The sequence below is a fragment of the Imperialibacter sp. genome (assembly GCF_040222385.1).
Taxonomy (GTDB): Bacteria; Bacteroidota; Bacteroidia; order Cytophagales; family Cyclobacteriaceae; genus Imperialibacter.
This window is the reverse complement of record NZ_JAVKDF010000059.1, coordinates 138,951-156,153: the sequence shown is the minus strand read 5'-3', so window position 1 is coordinate 156,153 and position 17,203 is coordinate 138,951. Positions and strand designations below refer to the sequence as shown.

Annotated in this window: 13 protein-coding genes and 1 riboswitch; of the genes, 4 read left to right on the top strand and 9 right to left on the bottom strand. The window is 48.3% G+C overall.

What is annotated here, in order from left to right:
* Positions 1 to 35: 35 nt before the first annotated feature.
* Both RIG68_RS28120 and RIG68_RS28115 read left to right on the top strand, forming a co-directional pair.
* The gene (locus tag RIG68_RS28120; RefSeq protein ID WP_350130277.1) at positions 36 to 1,061 is read left to right on the top strand and encodes a hypothetical protein; all 1,026 of its coding nucleotides are present in this window, start codon (positions 36 to 38) and stop codon (positions 1,059 to 1,061) included.
* 297 nt (positions 1,062 to 1,358) lie between these two features.
* On the top strand, positions 1,359 to 2,723 hold the full coding sequence (locus RIG68_RS28115; RefSeq protein ID WP_350130275.1) for a sodium-dependent transporter: 1,365 nt from the start codon (positions 1,359 to 1,361) through the stop codon (positions 2,721 to 2,723).
* A 55-nt stretch (positions 2,724 to 2,778) separates the two neighbouring features.
* Here RIG68_RS28115 and RIG68_RS28110 read toward each other — a convergent pair whose 3' ends face one another.
* The 9 genes from RIG68_RS28110 to RIG68_RS28070 form a co-directional block, all read right to left on the bottom strand.
* Positions 2,779 to 4,434, bottom strand: a complete 1,656-nt coding sequence (locus RIG68_RS28110) for a flotillin family protein (RefSeq protein WP_350130273.1) — start codon at positions 4,432 to 4,434, stop codon at positions 2,779 to 2,781.
* A 2-nt stretch (positions 4,435 to 4,436) separates the two neighbouring features.
* Positions 4,437 to 5,027, bottom strand: coding sequence for a hypothetical protein (locus RIG68_RS28105; RefSeq protein ID WP_350130271.1), 591 nt, complete (start codon positions 5,025 to 5,027; stop codon positions 4,437 to 4,439).
* 98 nt (positions 5,028 to 5,125) lie between these two features.
* Positions 5,126 to 6,922, bottom strand: coding sequence for a 4Fe-4S binding protein (locus tag RIG68_RS28100; protein WP_350130269.1), 1,797 nt, complete (start codon positions 6,920 to 6,922; stop codon positions 5,126 to 5,128).
* Between the two features lie 18 nt (positions 6,923 to 6,940).
* Complete coding sequence (locus tag RIG68_RS28095; protein WP_350130267.1) at positions 6,941 to 8,269, bottom strand: NAD(P)/FAD-dependent oxidoreductase; 1,329 nt, start codon at positions 8,267 to 8,269, stop codon at positions 6,941 to 6,943.
* 139 nt (positions 8,270 to 8,408) lie between these two features.
* A complete protein-coding gene (locus RIG68_RS28090) occupies positions 8,409 to 9,800 on the bottom strand; it encodes an LA_2272 family surface repeat-containing protein (protein ID WP_350130265.1) in 1,392 nt (463 codons plus the stop codon).
* Between the two features lie 81 nt (positions 9,801 to 9,881).
* Complete coding sequence (locus RIG68_RS28085) at positions 9,882 to 10,892, bottom strand: ABC transporter ATP-binding protein (RefSeq protein WP_350130263.1); 1,011 nt, start codon at positions 10,890 to 10,892, stop codon at positions 9,882 to 9,884.
* On the bottom strand, positions 10,889 to 11,944 hold the full coding sequence (locus RIG68_RS28080; protein WP_350130261.1) for a FecCD family ABC transporter permease: 1,056 nt from the start codon (positions 11,942 to 11,944) through the stop codon (positions 10,889 to 10,891). The genes RIG68_RS28085 and RIG68_RS28080 overlap by 4 nt, the downstream gene beginning before the upstream one ends.
* 8 nt (positions 11,945 to 11,952) lie before the next feature.
* Positions 11,953 to 13,146 carry an ABC transporter substrate-binding protein gene (locus RIG68_RS28075; protein ID WP_350130259.1) on the bottom strand — a complete coding sequence of 398 codons (1,194 nt, stop codon included), beginning with the start codon at positions 13,144 to 13,146 and terminating at the stop codon, positions 11,953 to 11,955.
* Positions 13,147 to 13,184: 38 nt separating this feature from the next.
* Complete coding sequence (locus RIG68_RS28070) at positions 13,185 to 13,646, bottom strand: hypothetical protein (protein WP_151999671.1); 462 nt, start codon at positions 13,644 to 13,646, stop codon at positions 13,185 to 13,187.
* A 195-nt stretch (positions 13,647 to 13,841) separates the two neighbouring features.
* Positions 13,842 to 14,048: riboswitch (cobalamin riboswitch) on the top strand.
* A 133-nt stretch (positions 14,049 to 14,181) separates the two neighbouring features.
* On the opposite strand from RIG68_RS28070, the gene RIG68_RS28065 reads away from it, so the two are divergent.
* Together RIG68_RS28065 and RIG68_RS28060 are read left to right on the top strand one after the other, a co-directional pair.
* Entirely contained in the window at positions 14,182 to 16,113 is a 1,932-nt protein-coding gene (locus tag RIG68_RS28065; RefSeq protein ID WP_350130257.1) for a TonB-dependent receptor plug domain-containing protein, read from the top strand.
* Entirely contained in the window at positions 16,110 to 17,144 is a 1,035-nt protein-coding gene (locus RIG68_RS28060) for a DUF5074 domain-containing protein (RefSeq protein ID WP_350130255.1), read from the top strand. The genes RIG68_RS28065 and RIG68_RS28060 overlap by 4 nt, the downstream gene beginning before the upstream one ends.
* Positions 17,145 to 17,203: the final 59 nt, after the last annotated feature.

Sequence of the window (17,203 nt, the reverse complement as noted above, 5' to 3'; positions counted from 1 at the left end):
TTGCTTTTGATTATTTTCATGGAAAAGCGAGTCCTATGAAAACGAAAAGGGCAATTTTTATCGTCGGCTTGATTTTTTACCAGGCCGCAATAGCGCAAATCGGATCCAAAGTAAAAGAACAGACAAGTCAGGGGCTGCCAGGCACCTGGGTTAACACCGAATTTGGTTACACCATGACTTTGCGACTGCTCAGCAATGGTTCGGGAGAGTTTGATGGTGAATCTATTACCTATACTGTAGGTGAAAACAGTCTAGCGATCAAATTTGCCACCGAAGTAGTGACCTATCAGTATAGCCTGATGGGTGATCAGTTAACACTTTCCGGGGGCGATTTGGATGCGGCAATCACATTTGGAAAAAACGGAGCCGAAAGGCAGGCTTCTGCCAGTATACTACGTACTCAGGCTGGCGACTCTCCGGTCGGCTCAATCGTAGGCAAGTGGGAAAGCCAGGGGCAAGTGCTCGACTTCATGGACAACGGCAAGGTAGTGATCGACGGCAATTCCTTCGACTACCAAACACAGGGTGCCACTGTGACACTTTCCACGCTGCAAGGTGCGATGCAGTTTCAGTACCAGCTGGGAGGAAATACTTTGACATTGACAGGCCCTGGAGGAAGCCTTTTCTACAACAAATTTGATGGGAATATGCCGCCAGCCGGGCAGGCTGGAGTCTCCACAAGCTCGGGTTCCGCTCCTGCCGAACTCTCAGGGAAATGGTGCTACGTCAATGTAACAAGCACAGGGTCAGGTGGCTGGACGACCGACGAGTGTATCATTCTCAACGCAAACGGCACCTACGAATACTATAGTGAAAATTCGGGCAGTGCAACAGTAACCAATCAATATGGAACGCAGATAGCCACAGGCGGCACAAGTTCGCAGACTTCCGATGCAGGCACGTGGAGCTTGCAGGGAAATACTTTAGTCTCTAGTTCTAAATCCGGGGGCAGCCAATCATTTGCGTTCGAGAAGCGGAATCATCCCAAAAATGGAGATCCAATGATTGTGCTTAACGGCCGTACGTATGTGACTTTTTACCAGAAACCGCCCTGGCGGTAAATCGGTTTATCTTAGAAAACGTTGAAAAAAGTACCGAGCCAGCCAAGTATAACGCTAAATAGAAAAAGTAGTAGTAGAGTAATCATATTGCTAATTACGTGTTTTTTGCGAAAAGGATTTTAAAACTTTAGCTGTACAGACAGTTAACACTATTTCTTTGCAGTCGCTTTGACTTCATTTTGTGATCCGAGGTTACATTCCTTTGTCGACTTTTTTCACCGCCGCTAGTGGAATAAGGCCAGCCATATATGGTGACATACGATTTTCCCTTTATTTTAGAAGGTCAAATAAACAACTATGGCTAGAGATAACTGGGGAAGTAAGTTTGGTTTTGTAATGGCTGCTGCCGGCTCCGCTGTGGGCTTAGGCAACATTTGGAGATTCCCTTACCTGACAGGAGAGAATGGTGGCGGCGCTTTTGTATTTGTCTACTTTATCTGCATCCTTTTAGTGGGAGCCCCATTACTTTTTAATGAAATGGGGCTTGGTCGTTTCTCCCGAAAAAACCCTGTGGGTGCATTTAAGGATACAGGAGGAAGTAAGTTTTGGGTTTTTGGCGGAGGAATATTGTCACTTTGTGTGAGCTTCTTTGTGCTTTCTTATTACGGCGTCATTGCAGGCTGGACAATCGGGTATATGTACACAGCCTTGTTCGACATACCGTTGGATTTTGATGTTTTCCGGGCTAATCCAGTGGCAATTTTACCACTCTTCGGCATATTCATGGCGGCTTCTACGCTAATCGTTTTGGGGGGCATAAGTGGAGGCATCGAAAAGGCAGCCAAGATCATGATGCCGGTACTGTTTATTTTGTTGATTGTTGTAATTATCAGGAGCGTAACGCTTCCCGGGGCCATGGCGGGCATTGAGTACTACCTTGTTCCCGACTTCAGCAAAATCGGAGGAGGAACTATTCTGGCCGCTCTCGGCCAGGCCTTTTTCTCTATGAGTATCGGCTGGGGAATGATGATTACGTACGGTTCCTACCTGCCAAAGGACAGTAACATCGTGAGCTCGGGTCTTTGGGTTGGTATCATGGACACAGGCGTTGCACTGCTGGGTGGCTTAATGATTTTTCCGGCGGTGTTTGCTTTCGGCATGCAGCCGGATCAGGGCCCCACCTTGGTTTTTAAGATACTACCAGTCATTTTCGAATCGTTACCTGCTGGCGGCAATATCATAGGGGCTTTTTTCTTTCTTCTGCTTTGCCTGGCTGCTCTTACGTCTTCCATAGCAATGATTGAAGTACCGGCTTCCTTTTTCATAGACAACAAAAACTGGAGCCGGAAAAAGGCTGCCTGGGTAGTAGGGATTGCCGCCACAGTAGTGGGGCTGCCATCTGCACTCTCCAGTGGTGGGGCCAGCATATTCACCAATGTTTCCATCACAGTATTTGGCAACACCTATGCTGGTGTAATGGACATCATGGACTTCTTCTTTGGCACGTTCTTCATTGTGATCGTGGCGTTGATGACCTGTCTTTACACTGGTTGGGTCATGGACATCACCAAAATATCAGATGAAATTGCTGAGGGCGCTCCATTTTTCAAGAAAGAGCTAGTGGCGGGCATCACTCCGGCAGCCATTTGGCGATTCTTCATTCGCTTTGTGTGCCCGGCGGTTATCGGATTGGTGCTGATTAATATGATGGGGATATTCTAAAACAAAAGAGTGCTCCGGGAAGTGCTAATCAACACCTTCCCGGAGCGCTGGATTTCTACTTCTTAGGCGCTGGGCCTAGTCCTTTCTTAGGATCATCTTTTCCCTTTGCAGGATGCGACGGCTTTGTTTCAGCAGGTTTTTCTTCCTTCTTCTCTGAGGTCGTTTCCTTTACTTCCGTTGCGGCTACCTTTTTCGCTGCTTCGCCCAAATAGGCTGGCAACTCAAGACCGGCCATTTCAAAAATTTCTTTCAGTGGAGGCACCGACTGGTACATGCCCGAAAGGAAGTTGGCTGTCGACGTTTTGCCGTCTTTGCCAGTGCCCGAATCCCAAACGGTGATTTTCTCGATCTGGATATTCTTGATGGCTTCCGATTGTAGCCTCACCAGCTCAGGTAGTTTTTCGGCAATGATAAGCATGGCGGCATCTTTCGAACTGTTGCCAGCTGCGTTTACTATTTGTTTCAAACCTTCGGCCTGCTTGGTCAGTACTTCATAAATACCCCTGGCCTCAGCTTCTCGCCTCATAATGATCGAATCGGCCTCACCTTTGGCACGGCGTCTGATCATTTCGGCTTCGGCCTCGGCGGCAATTTCTACTTTAAGTTTGTCGATTTCTGCAGGCACCACAATGTTGGCTGTCTGGCTGGCTTTGTCTCGCTGTGCTCTGGCGTTTTCCGCTGCTTGCTCGGCTGCATACGACTCCTCCAGCGCTTTGGCTTGCTTCACCTTTTCGGCGGCCATCGCTTTTCTGAGTGCTTCAGCTTCTTTTTCCCTTCTTTCGGCTTCAGAGTTGGCTATATCAATTTTGGCCTTGTTTTCACCTTCCACAGCCCTTGCATTGGCCTCAGAAGTTTGGATTCTTTCCGTCTTTTGCGCTTCGGCCTCACCAATATTGGCTTTTGCCAAAGCTTCCGACTCGCCCACTTTAGCGCTGGAATCGGCATTGGCTATCTGAATCCGTTCTTTTTGTGCTGCATTGGCCTCACCAATTTTTGCCAGGGCGTTGGCATCAGCCACCTGCACCCTCTGATCCTGGTGCGCCATTGCCTCACCGATGGATCCGTCTCTGGTTTTTTCGGCCACGCTTTTACGGGCGTCGTTAATAGCCTTGGCGGCCGCTTCTTTTCCAAGCGCCTCTATGTAGCCCGACTCATCTTTGATGTCGGTTACGTTTACGTTGATAAGCTTAAGGCCAATTTTTTTTAGTTCTGCCTCCACATTGCTGGCAACGTTCGCCAGGAACTTGTCACGGTTGCTGTTGATTTCCTCAATATCCATCATGGCCACTACAAGCCTTAGCTGACCAAAAATAATGTCTTTGGCAAGGTCATGAATATGGTCTTTGGTTAACCCGAGCAGCCTTTCAGCTGCATTTTCCATCACGCCTGTTTCGGTAGAGATACCCACAGTAAAGCGGGAAGGCACGTCAACCCGAATGTTTTGCTTGCTGAGTGCATTGGTAAGGTTCACCTCTATCGAATTAGGGGTGAGATCGAGAAAGGCATAGTCCTGAAACACCGGCCACACAAAGGCGGCACCTCCATGAATACACTTGGAGGAGCTGTGGCCGTCGGTGCCGCCGCCCACTTTTCCGTAGACAACCATGACCCTGTCAGAGGGGCATCGCTTGTAGCGGCTAAAAAATGTAATGAGAATGATAAAAATAAAGAGGGCCACAATGGCCACTACGGGTAATGCGAATACGCTCATATTCAGCTAAAGTTTGCGGTAACTAAGAGTAGATTATTGTCTATAACATCACTGACTTTCACCACTTTGCCCGTTTTAATATCGGTCTCATCGTCGGTGATTGCCTCAAGGGTTCTCAGCGAACCCTGTACTTTTATCTGGATTTGGCCTATGCTGTTTCGCTTTGAGGCAATAGTAAGGTACACCTCACCCAGTTTTCCTTTTGCATTGCTCATTTTCAGGTTGCCGCTTTCGTCGGCCTTTGAAAGAAAATAAAAGATGCTGGCCATAATTAACATCATAGCCAGCCCGGCGACCGAGGAGGCTACCAATGACCAGCCATCCGACATGCCGCTATCCAGGCAGGCTATACCCGTCCATGAAAAAATGGAGAAGAAGGCCACAAGGTTTTTCAACGTAAGGAACTGAAAAGGAATACCGGTGTCGCCGTCTATTTCTGCATCGGTAGACAGATCGTCGCCCATATCGCCACCGCCAATCAGGGTCATCAGCATCTGCAACAGGAAAAAAAGAGTGAATGGAACTGCCAGCGACCAGTATATTTTCTGAAGCAGGGTAAGGGTTTCCCACCAATTGGTGTATTGCTCAATCATTCTTTTTGAACCTTAGGGTTGAAAGGTTCAGTAAAATACGAAGTGTTGAGAAATTTCCTATTATGAAAAGAGAATAAAGAAAGTATTGGAAGCAAGATTTATGCTTCCACTTTAATGCTGTCGTTACCAATCAATATCGGCTGACCAAACCTGCCTTCTTCGTCTCTGTTTTCCAGGTTGAGTACGCCACGAGGGCAAACTGATGAGCAAACGCCGCAGCCTACGCACGATGAGCGAACGATGTTTTGGCCTCTCTGGGCATACCAGCGTACATCTATTCCCATTTCGCAATAGGTGGAGCAGTTGCCGCAGCTGATGCACTGACCACCGTTGGTAGTAATACGGAAGCGGCTTTTGAAGCGCTGCACAATGCCAAGATAGGCAGCCAGCGGACAGCCAAACCGGCACCACACCCTATTACCCATCAAAGGATAAAAACCAGTGCCCACCACACCAGCGAAGCCTGCACCTATGTAAACACCGTATACTTCTCTGAGCGTATAGCTGTCGATCACGCCCAGCCAGGAGTTGCCCGACCAGTAGGTGTACAACACGCCGCCAGTCATCACAACAGAAAAGGCCAGCACTGCATGGATCATCCATCTTTCGATTTTCCATGCCTTCAATGATTTATCGGAAAGCTGACGGAAGGGGTCGCCCAAAGTTTCGGCCAGGCCTCCACAGCCACACACCCAGGAGCAGTACCATCTTTTGCCAAAGAAGTAGACAAACACTGGCACAGCAATGATGATCAACGCAATGCCCCAGCCTAGCATAAAGATGCCCAGGCTGCCTGAAGAGATAAGTTGGTTGAGCTCATTGTCAAAGAAGAAGTCGTAGTCGAGTGGCCAGATGTTTTTAAAGTCGAAATAGGGTTGGTTAAGCCTTAGGAGTATTTCAGGAATAAGGAAAGCGAAAGCTGTTTGAAAGAACATCACAGAAATCGTCCGCATAATCTGGTATTTGCTGTGCCGATATTTAATGAACATGCGCACTCCCATCACGAGAATACAAAGTGTGTAAATGAAGCCGTAGAGGAAAAAACGGCTGGCGTCACTGTTCTTTAGTAGCTGACTCACTGGATCGACCATGATGATCCATTCGGTCATGTATTCTGGAAAGAAATACAAAATGATATAGAAGACAATAAGAAAGCTGCCAAGCATGATGCCGAGCCAGCCTTTGTTTTTCAAAACGCTATGGAAAATGCCATTATTTTTAATGCCAGCCGGGCCATCAAGTTTGGTTTTAGGGAGCAGATACATCATAGCTCCGATGATGGGAAGCAGGTAGCAAAGAGACAAAAAGAGGCCGGAGCTGGACTTGATGGGGCCGTGGGAAGCTAGTTTGGTAGCTTCATATCTGATGTCTCTGGCTTTGTAACGGTCGATACCTACCTCACTGATAATGCCATAATCGTTGATCGTGTTGGCCACTGACATCAGATCTTTCTTCAGCGCTTCTCTGGAATCATATTTTCTCCCCTCCAGCCAGTTGCCGTACTCCTCCATTTTTCGTCTCTTGAATATAGTGCTGGTGTTGATCTTCGGGTAGATGTAGTTCAGCATTTCAAGGGAGAAAGTGTAGGGAGGAGGGCCCAGCTCGCTAATCAATAGATTTATCTCTGATTCCTTGAGGGCAAAGAGCATCATTTGCTGCCTGTTGTAGGTGTTGATGCCTTTTTGGATGGTGCCAACAAACCCGAAATTCGTGCTGTACTCTGTGTCGACTATCTCCGGCGTGAAAGTGAGGATACCTTGGGTCTTTCCCTCGTGAGCAACAACTTTGTCAAAGTCACTCCTCGAAATTTTGTAGTCAGCCATAAAGAAGCTGGCCAGAAAAAGGCCAAAGCCAAGTATGAAAAGTGCCAGCCCGGTTAGTTGTATTGCTCTCATCTCTTTCTTCCTCTTGCTTTAGAAAATACCAAACAGCTTTTTCTTCCTTTTCTTTTCGATTTCGAAATAAGGGAACTGCGTCGAAAATGCCGCTCTGATCTCCTGCTCACAGGTATCAAAAAACTCCGGATCAAAATTGGCCTTCTCCAGTTCGTTTATCACTCTATCTACTTTTGTTTTCTGCCTGATCCAGTTATCCCAAACTTCGTGTCGCTGCCGGATGCCCATGGCATTCATGCCGAGCACTGTGCCGGTTGCCTGATCAAAATTAATTCTGATGCCCTTTTTCCCGGCAGCATGCTCCCACCAGAACGAATCTACTCCTTCAGAAGCAATGGCGGGCACTGAACCATAGGTCTGATACTCGATATCAAGGAACTTGGCAGAATTAAACCAAATCCCGGGCACATACCTGGTTGGTTTACCAGTCAGGGTCAGAGCAAGCGTTTCTCCCATCATACGGCCTGTGTACCACACCTGCTCTATGGCTTTCCGGTGAGGTAGCGGGTTTCGTAGTTCCGCACAGTCGCCAATGGCATAAACATCAGGCAAATTGGTCTGTAGCTGGTCATCGACCAGAATGCCACGCTTGGTTTCGACCCCGAACGACTTGGCCAGGTCAATATTGGCATGCACACCGGCAGTCAGTCCTACTACCTGGCAAGGTATTTCTTCACCAGTACTGGTAACGATGGCAGAAGCTTTCCCGTCAGGCCCTGCTTTTATTTCCTTCAACTCAGTGTTCAGCCGGAGGTCAATATGATGTTCAACAATGTGCCTGTTGATCATGGCCGATTCTTCCGCTGGCAAAACCAAATCCCAAAAGCTTTTTTCTCGTACCAGAAAGGTCACAGGAATCTTTCGTGACGCCAGCATTTCCGCCAACTCAATGCCGATGAGTCCACCACCAACAATGACTGCTCTTTTGCAATTCCCGGTGTTTTTCTCGAGCGTCTCCAAATCCTGATAGGAGTAGAGCCCCTGCACCCCGGGGAGATCCTGGCCGGGCCAGCCAAACTTGTTGGGCTGTGAGCCTGTCGCCAATACTAGCTTATCGTACTTAATTTTTTTACCGGACTTCAATTGGAGGGATTTTGCCCCGGTTTCGATGCCAGTAACAAAATCGAACACCAGGTCAATCTTGTTCTTTTCCCAAAACCAGTCCTCGTAGGGTTTGGTGTGTTCGTATTTCATGTGTCCCATGTAGATATACATGAGGGCTGTTCTGCTGAAGAAGTGTTCCGTTTCCCCCGAAATGACGGTAATCTGATCACCTCCTTGCTTTCTCACATGCCGGGCACAGGTAATGCCAGCGATTCCATTTCCGATAATGACGATGTGTGCCATAAGTATGCTCCAAACTTAGCTAGCAGACCGCAATTGCTTTGTCTTAGCAGCGACCGAACCAGGCAGTGAAGATACAAAAGCAACGATTAGTTGTAACGTTCGATGCTTTTAACTTGATCAATATTTGGATGGAGTAACTTTAGAAGTGCAAACCAAAGCTATACCCGGGCCAGTACTGTACGTTGAGCTTGTCTTCCTTTTTTTGGAAAATTTCCTGGCTGATTTTAAGGTCCTGACTTTCATGGAAATACGCATTGAGTGAAACACCGGCAAACAGGTGGGGCCCTTTCTTTCTTCTGCGTAGTCCTATTTCAACATGCATTTTGTGCAGTAAACTAAGCTTCGGATCAAATTTCATCGTTTGGCTGAGGTACATTGTTCTGATACCTGCACTTAAAAACCAGCGAGCGTTCAATGTGTCGGCTCCTATCATAGAGTGTTTGTTGTAAAACACCTTCATAAACCCATAGCCCAACCCCCACTTTACCTGGTTTCTGAAGCCTTCGAAAGGATTGTATGCGAATATGAGTGCATTTTGATTGACTACTTTGAACCGCCCCGTAAAGGGCATTTGTGAAGGTGTGTAAGTGCAGTTTTGACAGTTACCTGTGGTTCGCTCAAGTACCACTGCAAACAGCTCGTCGGTGAAAAGCCGGGTGTGTACCCCGCTGGAGCCAAAGTTAAGAGGCCCTACCTGAGTGCCATAGGTCGGCACGGAGGAGCCCTGGTAAGGGCTTGGCTTGAAGATGTTGATCAGGCCTATTTGCGTGCCGTGCACTTTTCTGGCAACGTTGATGAGGCCAACCTGCGTGCCATCCATTTCGCTTGAAACGTTGATCAGCCCAAACTGAATGCCCCGGTCTGGCCCTGGAGGCGACGAGTTTTTGCCTTCCATTTGTACCGCACGGTTGATGGCGCCCAACTGTAGTCCGCTGAGTTCGCCATAAGTGTAGTTGAACAACAGGGAAGCCTGACTGCCTGTCATGCCACGAATAGCAATATTATAGAGCCCGGCCATTTGCACTCCGAAAACTTGTTTGCCAGCCATATTCCCCAGCCCAGCCAGCTGAAAGCCGTGCACGTAGCCATTGTTGAAGTTGAACCCGCCTGTTAGCTGGATGCCTTCGACGTTGTTTCTGACAAAATTGAGGAGCCCGGAAAACTGGATGCCCTTTAAGTTGCAGGAAAAACCTTCGTTGACAATGGAGAGCTCTTCGCCATCTGTCAGATTAAAGTAAGCCTGGCTTCCGATAACGTTGGCCAGCCCTGCTATCTGGATGCCAGTGCTTGAGTTGGTGTTGATATTTGAAATGCCGCCCAGTTCAAAGTGATGGCTACCGGCCGACATACCGCCGAACAGGTTAAGGGAAAATTTATTGAAATAGAAGCCACTTTCCAGCCCATTCGTGCCTATGCCCGGAAAAAAGGAGAGCTGGAATGTTCTTTCCTTGTACCTGCTTTTGGCTGGTTGACTAAGCAGATCGCCGTAGACTGCACAAATAGTGAGCAGCAAAAAAATTACTCTCTTCAAAGCTTTATCCTTTACCTGTTTAACCTTCAGATAAAGGACGACCGTAGGCCGAGAGAATTACAGTGGAGATGAAAATGGGCCTTACTTGCCCTTGTGCCCTGGCAGAAAGTTGAGGAGGCTTTCGAGGGAGAGGAATCTTTGGTCTGCTACCACCCAACTGGTGGCATTTCCCTCAGTTTCAATGGTGAGTTTAATTGTTGCATTCGCATCGCCAGGCAAATAGCCATGCCTTTCCAGTGCCCGTTTTGTCCAGTTATGGGCCTGTGAATTTCCAGATAAAGAAAATGTTGTGCCTTCTTTTGTTGGCAACAGCACTCTGCCATTTAACAGGTCAAACCCAAACCCTTCGTGGTACAGGCTTTCCTCTAACTGTCCGTTTAGTGCCAAATCCTCAGGCAGTCCCTCAACCAAAGGACTATTGAAATTGGTCAGCCAAAGTCTGTCAGCAAACTCCATTGCCAGGTGAAAATCATGTGTGGATACCACAACGGCTTTTTCTTTTTCAAGAGCAAGTTGTCTGAGTAGCATAAATATTTCCACGCTATTGTTAAGATCGAGAAACGCCGTGGGTTCATCGAGGATCATCAAGTCGCCGTCTTGCGCCACCGCTCTGGCTATCATAGCTTTCTGGTACTGGCCGTCACTCAGTTCGCCTACTTTTTTATTCAGCAGGTAGTTGATTTTGGTGAGAGCGACAGCGTCATTCACGGCTGCCCTGTCTTCTTTTGAAAGCAAGCCGAGCCAGTTAGTATAGGGATGGCGGCCCAGTGCCACCAACTCTTCAACAGAAAGGTTGCCGCCACCCACCTTTTCAGTGAGCACCAGGCTAACCTTTGTGGCAAGCTCCTGGATGCTGTATGCTTGAACAGGCTGATTGACAAGAAGAACCTCGCCAGACAGGGGAGGCTGCAATCCGGCGATTGTTCGCAGCAGCGTTGACTTTCCGACACCGTTTTGCCCCAGCAGGCAAACCACCTCACCCGGGTTTATTTCCAGGTTGATGTCTTTCAAAAGCGGAGTAGGGTGGCCCTTTACATGATAGCCGACGCTCAAATCCTGCAATGTCATCACCGACCTGTTGTTAACGATCATAATGAGTACCTCAGGTTTCGTTTACTCACAATGATCCAGATAACGATGGGGCCGCCGATCAAAGAAGTGACGGCGTTGATGGGTAGCAACTGCGATGTGCCTGGCAGCTGAGCAATCAAGTCGCAAAAAAGCATGGTGCCTGCGCCCATCAGACAGACCAGCGGAATAAGCAGCAGGTGGTTCGAAGTCGGAAACAGCATGCGAACCATGTGAGGCACGGCTATCCCAATGAAGGCGATAGGTCCGCAGAAAGCGGTGACACTCCCAGCCAGCAGGCAGGTGCTGATAATGATGGTAAGTCTGGCTCGTTTGATATTGAGTCCCATGCTTCGGGCGTACTGCTCACCAAGCAAGAGCATATTGAGCTGTTTGGCTGAAGCAAAGGAAAGCAGAAGGCCAACCACGATGATCGGCGCAAAGATTTGCATTTCCTCCCAACTAAGTCCGCCTAGACTTCCGAATGACCAAAGCATATAAGCCTGGATGTCTTCGGCCTGGCTGAAGTATTGCATGATGCTGACGAGCGCTCCCGTGGTGCTGCTAAACATCAGTCCCACGATGAGGAGGCTCATGGCGTCACGCAGTGAGCGGGCCACGGAAATAACGGCGATCATGACAAGAATGGCTCCGAGCGCTGCGGCAATTACCTGAGCACTGGCAAAAAGCTGCCCACCCAGCTGATGGAGCCCCAACGAAGCTCCGCCCAAAATCAGCAAGGCAGCACCAAGGCTGGCACCGGAGCTGATGCCCAGCACAAAAGGCCCTGCCAGAGGGTTCCGGAAGAAGGTCTGCATTTGCAGTCCGCTGATGCCCAAAGCGGCGCCAACCAGTATGGCCGTTAATGCTTTTGGCAACCGGAAGTTGAGAATGATTTCCTGCCAGGCTTCGTTTTGGCTCGCAAAGCCCGACACAATTTTCAGCGCTTCAAATGCCGGGATCACCACTGACCCCAGGGCCAGACTGAGAAGGAAAAGCACGAAAATCAGGAGGCTGAGCAGCACGAAGTACTTCCACCATTGCTTCCACGACTGTTGGATGAAATCCCTAAGCATGGCACAGATTAGGGTAATTTTCTGTAAAAATAAAGTTTGTGGTCGGGTAGGAGCTCAGGATGCATAATATGTATCAGGTCCGCCAACACAATATCGGGCCTGCTATATCCCTCCTCCAGATAGTTATTTCCACCCTTTTTGTTCAACTGATTGTCGTAGTTGTAAACGGCGCCGTTTTTCCAGGCACTAAACAAACCGTACCTGCTTTCTTGCGCCTTCATTTCCTGCAGCGTCGTGAAGGAGGCCACGCCAATCCAGTAATCTGCTTTCAACCCTTTTTCAAAGACAGACTCAAAACTTAACTCAAGCCATCCGTTCTCTTGTGTTTCTTTCCAGAGGTAGCTCCCCCCGGCATCTTCAAAAAAAGCAGCTCCGTAGTTTTTGCCACCCGGCAGAAACCAGGTATCGCCATACACCACTCCGGTCAGCACGGTTGGTTTTGCTTCGGCCTTCAGGGCTTTGGCTCGTAGTTCCAGATAGTTTTGTTCTATCACGTTGAAAATTGAATCGGCCTCGTCAAGCTTATTGAAGAAAGCAGCCGTGAACTTGATCCATTCTGCACGGCCAAGAGGCGTCGTTTCGAGGTAGTCGGCATTGTATAACATGTCGATGCCAGCCAGCTCCAGCCTTTCGTCAGTTGATCGGTCGTTTCCCATGGAAAAGGTAAACAATGCTTCTGGCTTCAGGTTGAGGCAGGACTCAAAGTTGACCCCAGCCCCGTCCCCAATTTCGACCAGCTCTCCACTTTCGAGCCTGCTCCGGAAAACCTTGGAGTATACATAGTCGGCATTGGCAAAGCCCTTTAGGCTGGTTTCTTCTCCGATTGCAGAGAAATGAGGGAGGTGGGTAGTGCTGGTGGCTGCCACTTTGCTTAGAGGTACTTCCACTATTTTGTAACCATCAAATGGAGTCCCGGCATTGAATTCTTTATCGACCAACGCATACTTGATCGCCTTTCCGGCACCCTTCCACGGCTGCCTCACCACCACTTCTGTCCAATCTGAGTGTCTGGTAATGACAAGTCCGCTTGCATACTTTATGTAAGAGGCCTGACCTGGATGGTCAGTTGCCGTTTCAGCCTTTTTTTGCTGGCAGGAGAACGTAAGCCAGGCAAAAAAGGAGATGAAAAGAAGTGTTTTGTTGAACATGGTGCGGCAAAAATAATACAATCCGCCCCTTTTGGGAACGGATTGTATTTTCATTTAGAATATTAGCCTTGCTCGTTGGGCAGCGGAGCTTTTTATCTGATCTTATTGCCTCCCGCCAGCATGGTGGCATATTCTTTTATTTCTTCGTAAGTATCTTTTTCAAGCACCGCTTTTGCGTCGCCCGACTTAGGTGGGTTGTACACGCCTTTGGATTCCCACCACTGTAGCGCATGTTTCTTGGCTTCGTTTGTATCCACCTCGAACTGCTTTATGCAAGTGTCGCATACAAGCCAGGTCTGGTCTTTTTCAGCTGTTTTTTCAAAAATGATCCCTCTCATTTTTGTGGCATTAGCATCTTTCTGCTTAAAGTGAGCAGTAGTATACCCAAGCGTTTCGGGCTCGACCATCTTATGATCCCAATATTCCTTTGAGCTAACTACCTCAGAGGTAGTAAGTGCATATCCTTCATTGTACTCCAGAAGGGTTTTGCAAATTTTGCACTGTGAAACAGGAGTTTTTTCCTTTTTACCAAATAGCTTTCCAATAAACGACATCGTAGTATTTTATAATTCTAGTTTTCGACCTAAACCAATGTAAGGACGCTTTAACTGGGGTTGAGGTTGCGTGCGCAGCTCAAATTTCTTCCAAATATACCCTCAACTGGCATAAAGGTTACTTGAAACGGTATTAAAAAGTGTTAAATCGGAGAATTTTTACAGAATCGTTTTAACATCATTACAATTATTGCGTATTTCGCAGCGACCGTTGGTTTCTGCCTCAACTCATCAGCAGTTGTAGCAGAATTAAAAGGGAACCCCGTTAAAATCGGGGGCTGTCCCCGCAACTGTAAGCCTACAAAGGCCTCTATCAAAAAGTCACTGTTCCGATAAACCGGGGTGGGAAGGCGATAGACGGGCCAGGCGAGCCAGGAGACCTGCCATAGTCAAACAATTCAAAGCTTTCGGGTGAAAAGCGGCGGATGATCTGAGGAGGCCGTTTTCTGGCTTCACATTTCATTCCACCTTATTCCCTCTACAGTTTTGAGTTAAGTTAACAAACTGGGCTTGCCCGTTAATTTAATTCAAAGAGATGTATGCAGTTGGTATAAGGGTGGTCGGGCTGGTAGCCTGTGTCATCCTTTTTTTGTTTAATGCAAAAGGTCAGGAGGCTGCTGCTGATTCTGTCCGTATGGGTAAAGTCCTGGCCCCGGTCGAAGTCAGCGACACGTGGCTTCACAGCTATGCAGTGGGAGGCCATTCGGAGCCACTCGACTCGATGGCTATTCAAACGCAAGCAGCTGCTTCGTTAGGCAAGTTACTTCAGGCGCAGCAAGGCATTTACCTGAAAGAGTACGGCCCGGGTATGCTCTGCTCTATTAGCCTCAGGGGCACGTCCGCCAGCCAAACTTCTTTGCTTTGGAATGGGCTTCCCATCAATTTCCCCTCCCTGGGCCAGGCCGATTTTTCATTGATCCCCAATTTCTTTATCGACAAGGCGGAGGTCTTCTACGGCGGCGTAAGTGCTCTTGCTGGCTCAGGCGCCATTGGCGGTGCAGTTTCGGTCAGCGACAAGCTTGAAAAGAATCAGCAAAGCATTGGGGTAACCCAGGAAATTGGGAGTTTTGGCACCAGCTTTTCAGGATTGAAAGCCCAACTGTCGGGTGAGAAAGCTGGCGTTTCCCTGGCTGGCTTTTATAAAAAATCTGACAACGACTTTTCCTACCGCAACCTGGCAAAGGCTGGCCAGCCGATAGAAAAACAATCGCATGGAGCCTACAGGGGCAAAGGCATGAAAGCCGCTGCGTTCTGGAACCCCTGGTCAAAAGGCGTTTTTGATATCGAAGGCTGGCTGACGCATTATGATAGAGAAATTATTCCGCCCTACACCGTCGCTTCGGTTGGCGATACTCAGATTGATCAGTCGCTGCGGCTTTCCCTGGGCTACGAGCACCATGTCAGCCCTTTATTGAAGTGGGAATCAAGGGTCGGGAGAATCTATGACTTCATCAAGTTCAACGGGCTGGCCTCTGCCACCACTCAATACCTGTGGAATAATAGCATTGAATGGATGCCAATCTCCAAAGTTCAGCTGCGAGCCGGAGGATTGATCAACCATATACTGGCCGATGTGCCGGAGTATGGTGGCGGCTTGACGGAAAACCGATCCAACACCTATTTAATGCTCAATTGGTTTCCAACACCACGATGGACACTCAACGCCAAAGTTCGTCAGGCAATTGTAGCTGGCACATGGAATCCAGTTTCCCCGTCACTGGGGACTGATGTCCTGATTTTAAAATCTGAGGCAGTTTCCCTCAATTGGCGGTCGCAGCTTTCCCGAAGCTACAGAGTGCCCACACTCAACGACCGCTATTGGAGCCCTGGGGGCAACCTGGCGCTGAAGCCTGAACAAGGCTGGAACGCAGAGTCGGGACTCGATTATGCGATCAGAAGTAAAAATCACAAGCTAAAAGCATCTGCGACCGGCTTCGCTCACTGGATACAAGACTGGATTCTATGGCTACCGCAGGCGGAGGGCTACTGGTCCCCAGTGAATGTGAGGAACGTTTTTTCCCGTGGCGGTGAGCTATCTGTTGGACATAAATGGAGCGTGGGAACGTGGCTGTTAAGCAACGACATCAACTACAAAGTCACAGTATCGCAGATCCGTGCAGGCTATTCTGGTGACGATAGCAATATCGGTAATCAACTGCCTTATGTGCCACTGCACCAGGGAAACTGGAGCTTTGGGTTGCAAACGGAGCCATGGCATTTTAATTCACAGCTTTCATTCTATGGCACCAGGTATACGCTCGTTGATAACGACATCAACTTGAACGCCTATACGCTCTGGAACCTGGAGACTGGCAGGCAAATTCAGGCTGGGAAGTCCCTTTTTGCGCTGTCGATAAAAGTCGAGAACGTATTAGGTACCCGGTACGAGAACCTGCAGTACAGACCTATGCTGGGTCGCTCATTCTCTTTTCAATTGAATTACACTTTAAATCACGATAAAAAATGAAAAAGCTAGCATTATGGAGTTTAGTAGCCACAGTTTTCCTAACCAGCTGTGGTGGTGACGACGAAGGTGGTCCGAAAGACAGTGTGGGATCCGTGTACGTAGTCAATGAAGGGAGCTTCAACCAAACGAATGGAAGCATTACTTCCTATGATCCGGAAACCGAAGAAGTCTCTTCCCTTGTTTTTCAATCGGCCAACGGTCGGCCATTGGGTGACGTGGTGCAATCCTTGTTCATTGATGCTGACGAGGTGGGCTACGTAGTAGTGAATAACAGCAAAAAAGTTGAAGTCGTGAACGCTGACTTTGTTTCAACAAACACTATTGAAGACAACCTGGTCAACCCAAGGTATTTACTGAGAGCCAACGATCAGTTATTTGTCAGCAATTGGGGCACCTTCAATGAGAACTATGCCCTCGATCAGTCGTACGTACTCATTCTTGACGCTGCCACTTTTGAAAAAGAGGGAGCAGTAAACACCGATGATGGTACCGAAAACCTGGCCTATGCCGATGGTTATGTGTATGCATCCAATAGTTTCGGAAACACAGTATCTGTGATTAAAACCAGCACTGGAGAACTTGAAACAACCCTCGAAGTCGGTTATTCGCCGGGAGAAATGGTGGTAGATGAAGACGGTGCGGTTTGGTTGATCTGCGGAGGAAGCTATCAGGGAAACGATGGAGCAATTTACAAGCTTGGAGCGTCCGCAGCTACCAAAGAGGTAGATTTGGAAGTTAATCCCTCTTCACGATTGTCAGTTAGTAAAACAAGTGGTGTGCTCTACTATATAGCTGGCACGTCGGCTGGAAGCTATCAAATGGAAGGGAAAGTGCTTCAAAAGGCGTTTATTACGATTGATGATGCCGTTGGCTTTTATGGACTAGGCTATAGCGAGGCCGAGGATGTTATCTATATAGCCGATGCCAAGGGCTTTCAGGGTAAAGGTACTGTTTACAGGTATTCTGCTGACGGAACAGCAATATCGAAGTTTGAAGCGGGGGTGGCGCCAAACGGATTCGTATTTAAATAGAACCATCACTTGCAACCCTTCAATTTGCCCGCAGTCTTTACTCAAAATGAACTGATAAT

Bases quoted from the DNA above. Each gene is read 5' to 3' on its own strand.
- RIG68_RS28120 (WP_350130277.1), top strand. From the start codon at position 36: ATGAAAACGAAAAGGGCAATTTTTATCGTCGGCTTGATTTTTTACCAG.
- RIG68_RS28115 (WP_350130275.1), top strand. From the start codon at position 1,359: ATGGCTAGAGATAACTGGGGAAGTAAGTTTGGTTTTGTAATGGCTGCT.
- RIG68_RS28110 (WP_350130273.1), bottom strand. From the start codon at position 4,434: ATGAGCGTATTCGCATTACCCGTAGTGGCCATTGTGGCCCTCTTTATT.
- RIG68_RS28105 (WP_350130271.1), bottom strand. From the start codon at position 5,027: ATGATTGAGCAATACACCAATTGGTGGGAAACCCTTACCCTGCTTCAG.
- RIG68_RS28100 (WP_350130269.1), bottom strand. From the start codon at position 6,922: ATGAGAGCAATACAACTAACCGGGCTGGCACTTTTCATACTTGGCTTT.
- RIG68_RS28095 (WP_350130267.1), bottom strand. From the start codon at position 8,269: ATGGCACACATCGTCATTATCGGAAATGGAATCGCTGGCATTACCTGT.
- RIG68_RS28085 (WP_350130263.1), bottom strand. From the start codon at position 10,892: ATGATCGTTAACAACAGGTCGGTGATGACATTGCAGGATTTGAGCGTC.
- RIG68_RS28080 (WP_350130261.1), bottom strand. From the start codon at position 11,944: ATGCTTAGGGATTTCATCCAACAGTCGTGGAAGCAATGGTGGAAGTAC.
- RIG68_RS28075 (WP_350130259.1), bottom strand. From the start codon at position 13,146: ATGAAAATACAATCCGTTCCCAAAAGGGGCGGATTGTATTATTTTTGC.
- RIG68_RS28070 (WP_151999671.1), bottom strand. From the start codon at position 13,646: ATGTCGTTTATTGGAAAGCTATTTGGTAAAAAGGAAAAAACTCCTGTT.
- RIG68_RS28065 (WP_350130257.1), top strand. From the start codon at position 14,182: ATGTATGCAGTTGGTATAAGGGTGGTCGGGCTGGTAGCCTGTGTCATC.
- RIG68_RS28060 (WP_350130255.1), top strand. From the start codon at position 16,110: ATGAAAAAGCTAGCATTATGGAGTTTAGTAGCCACAGTTTTCCTAACC.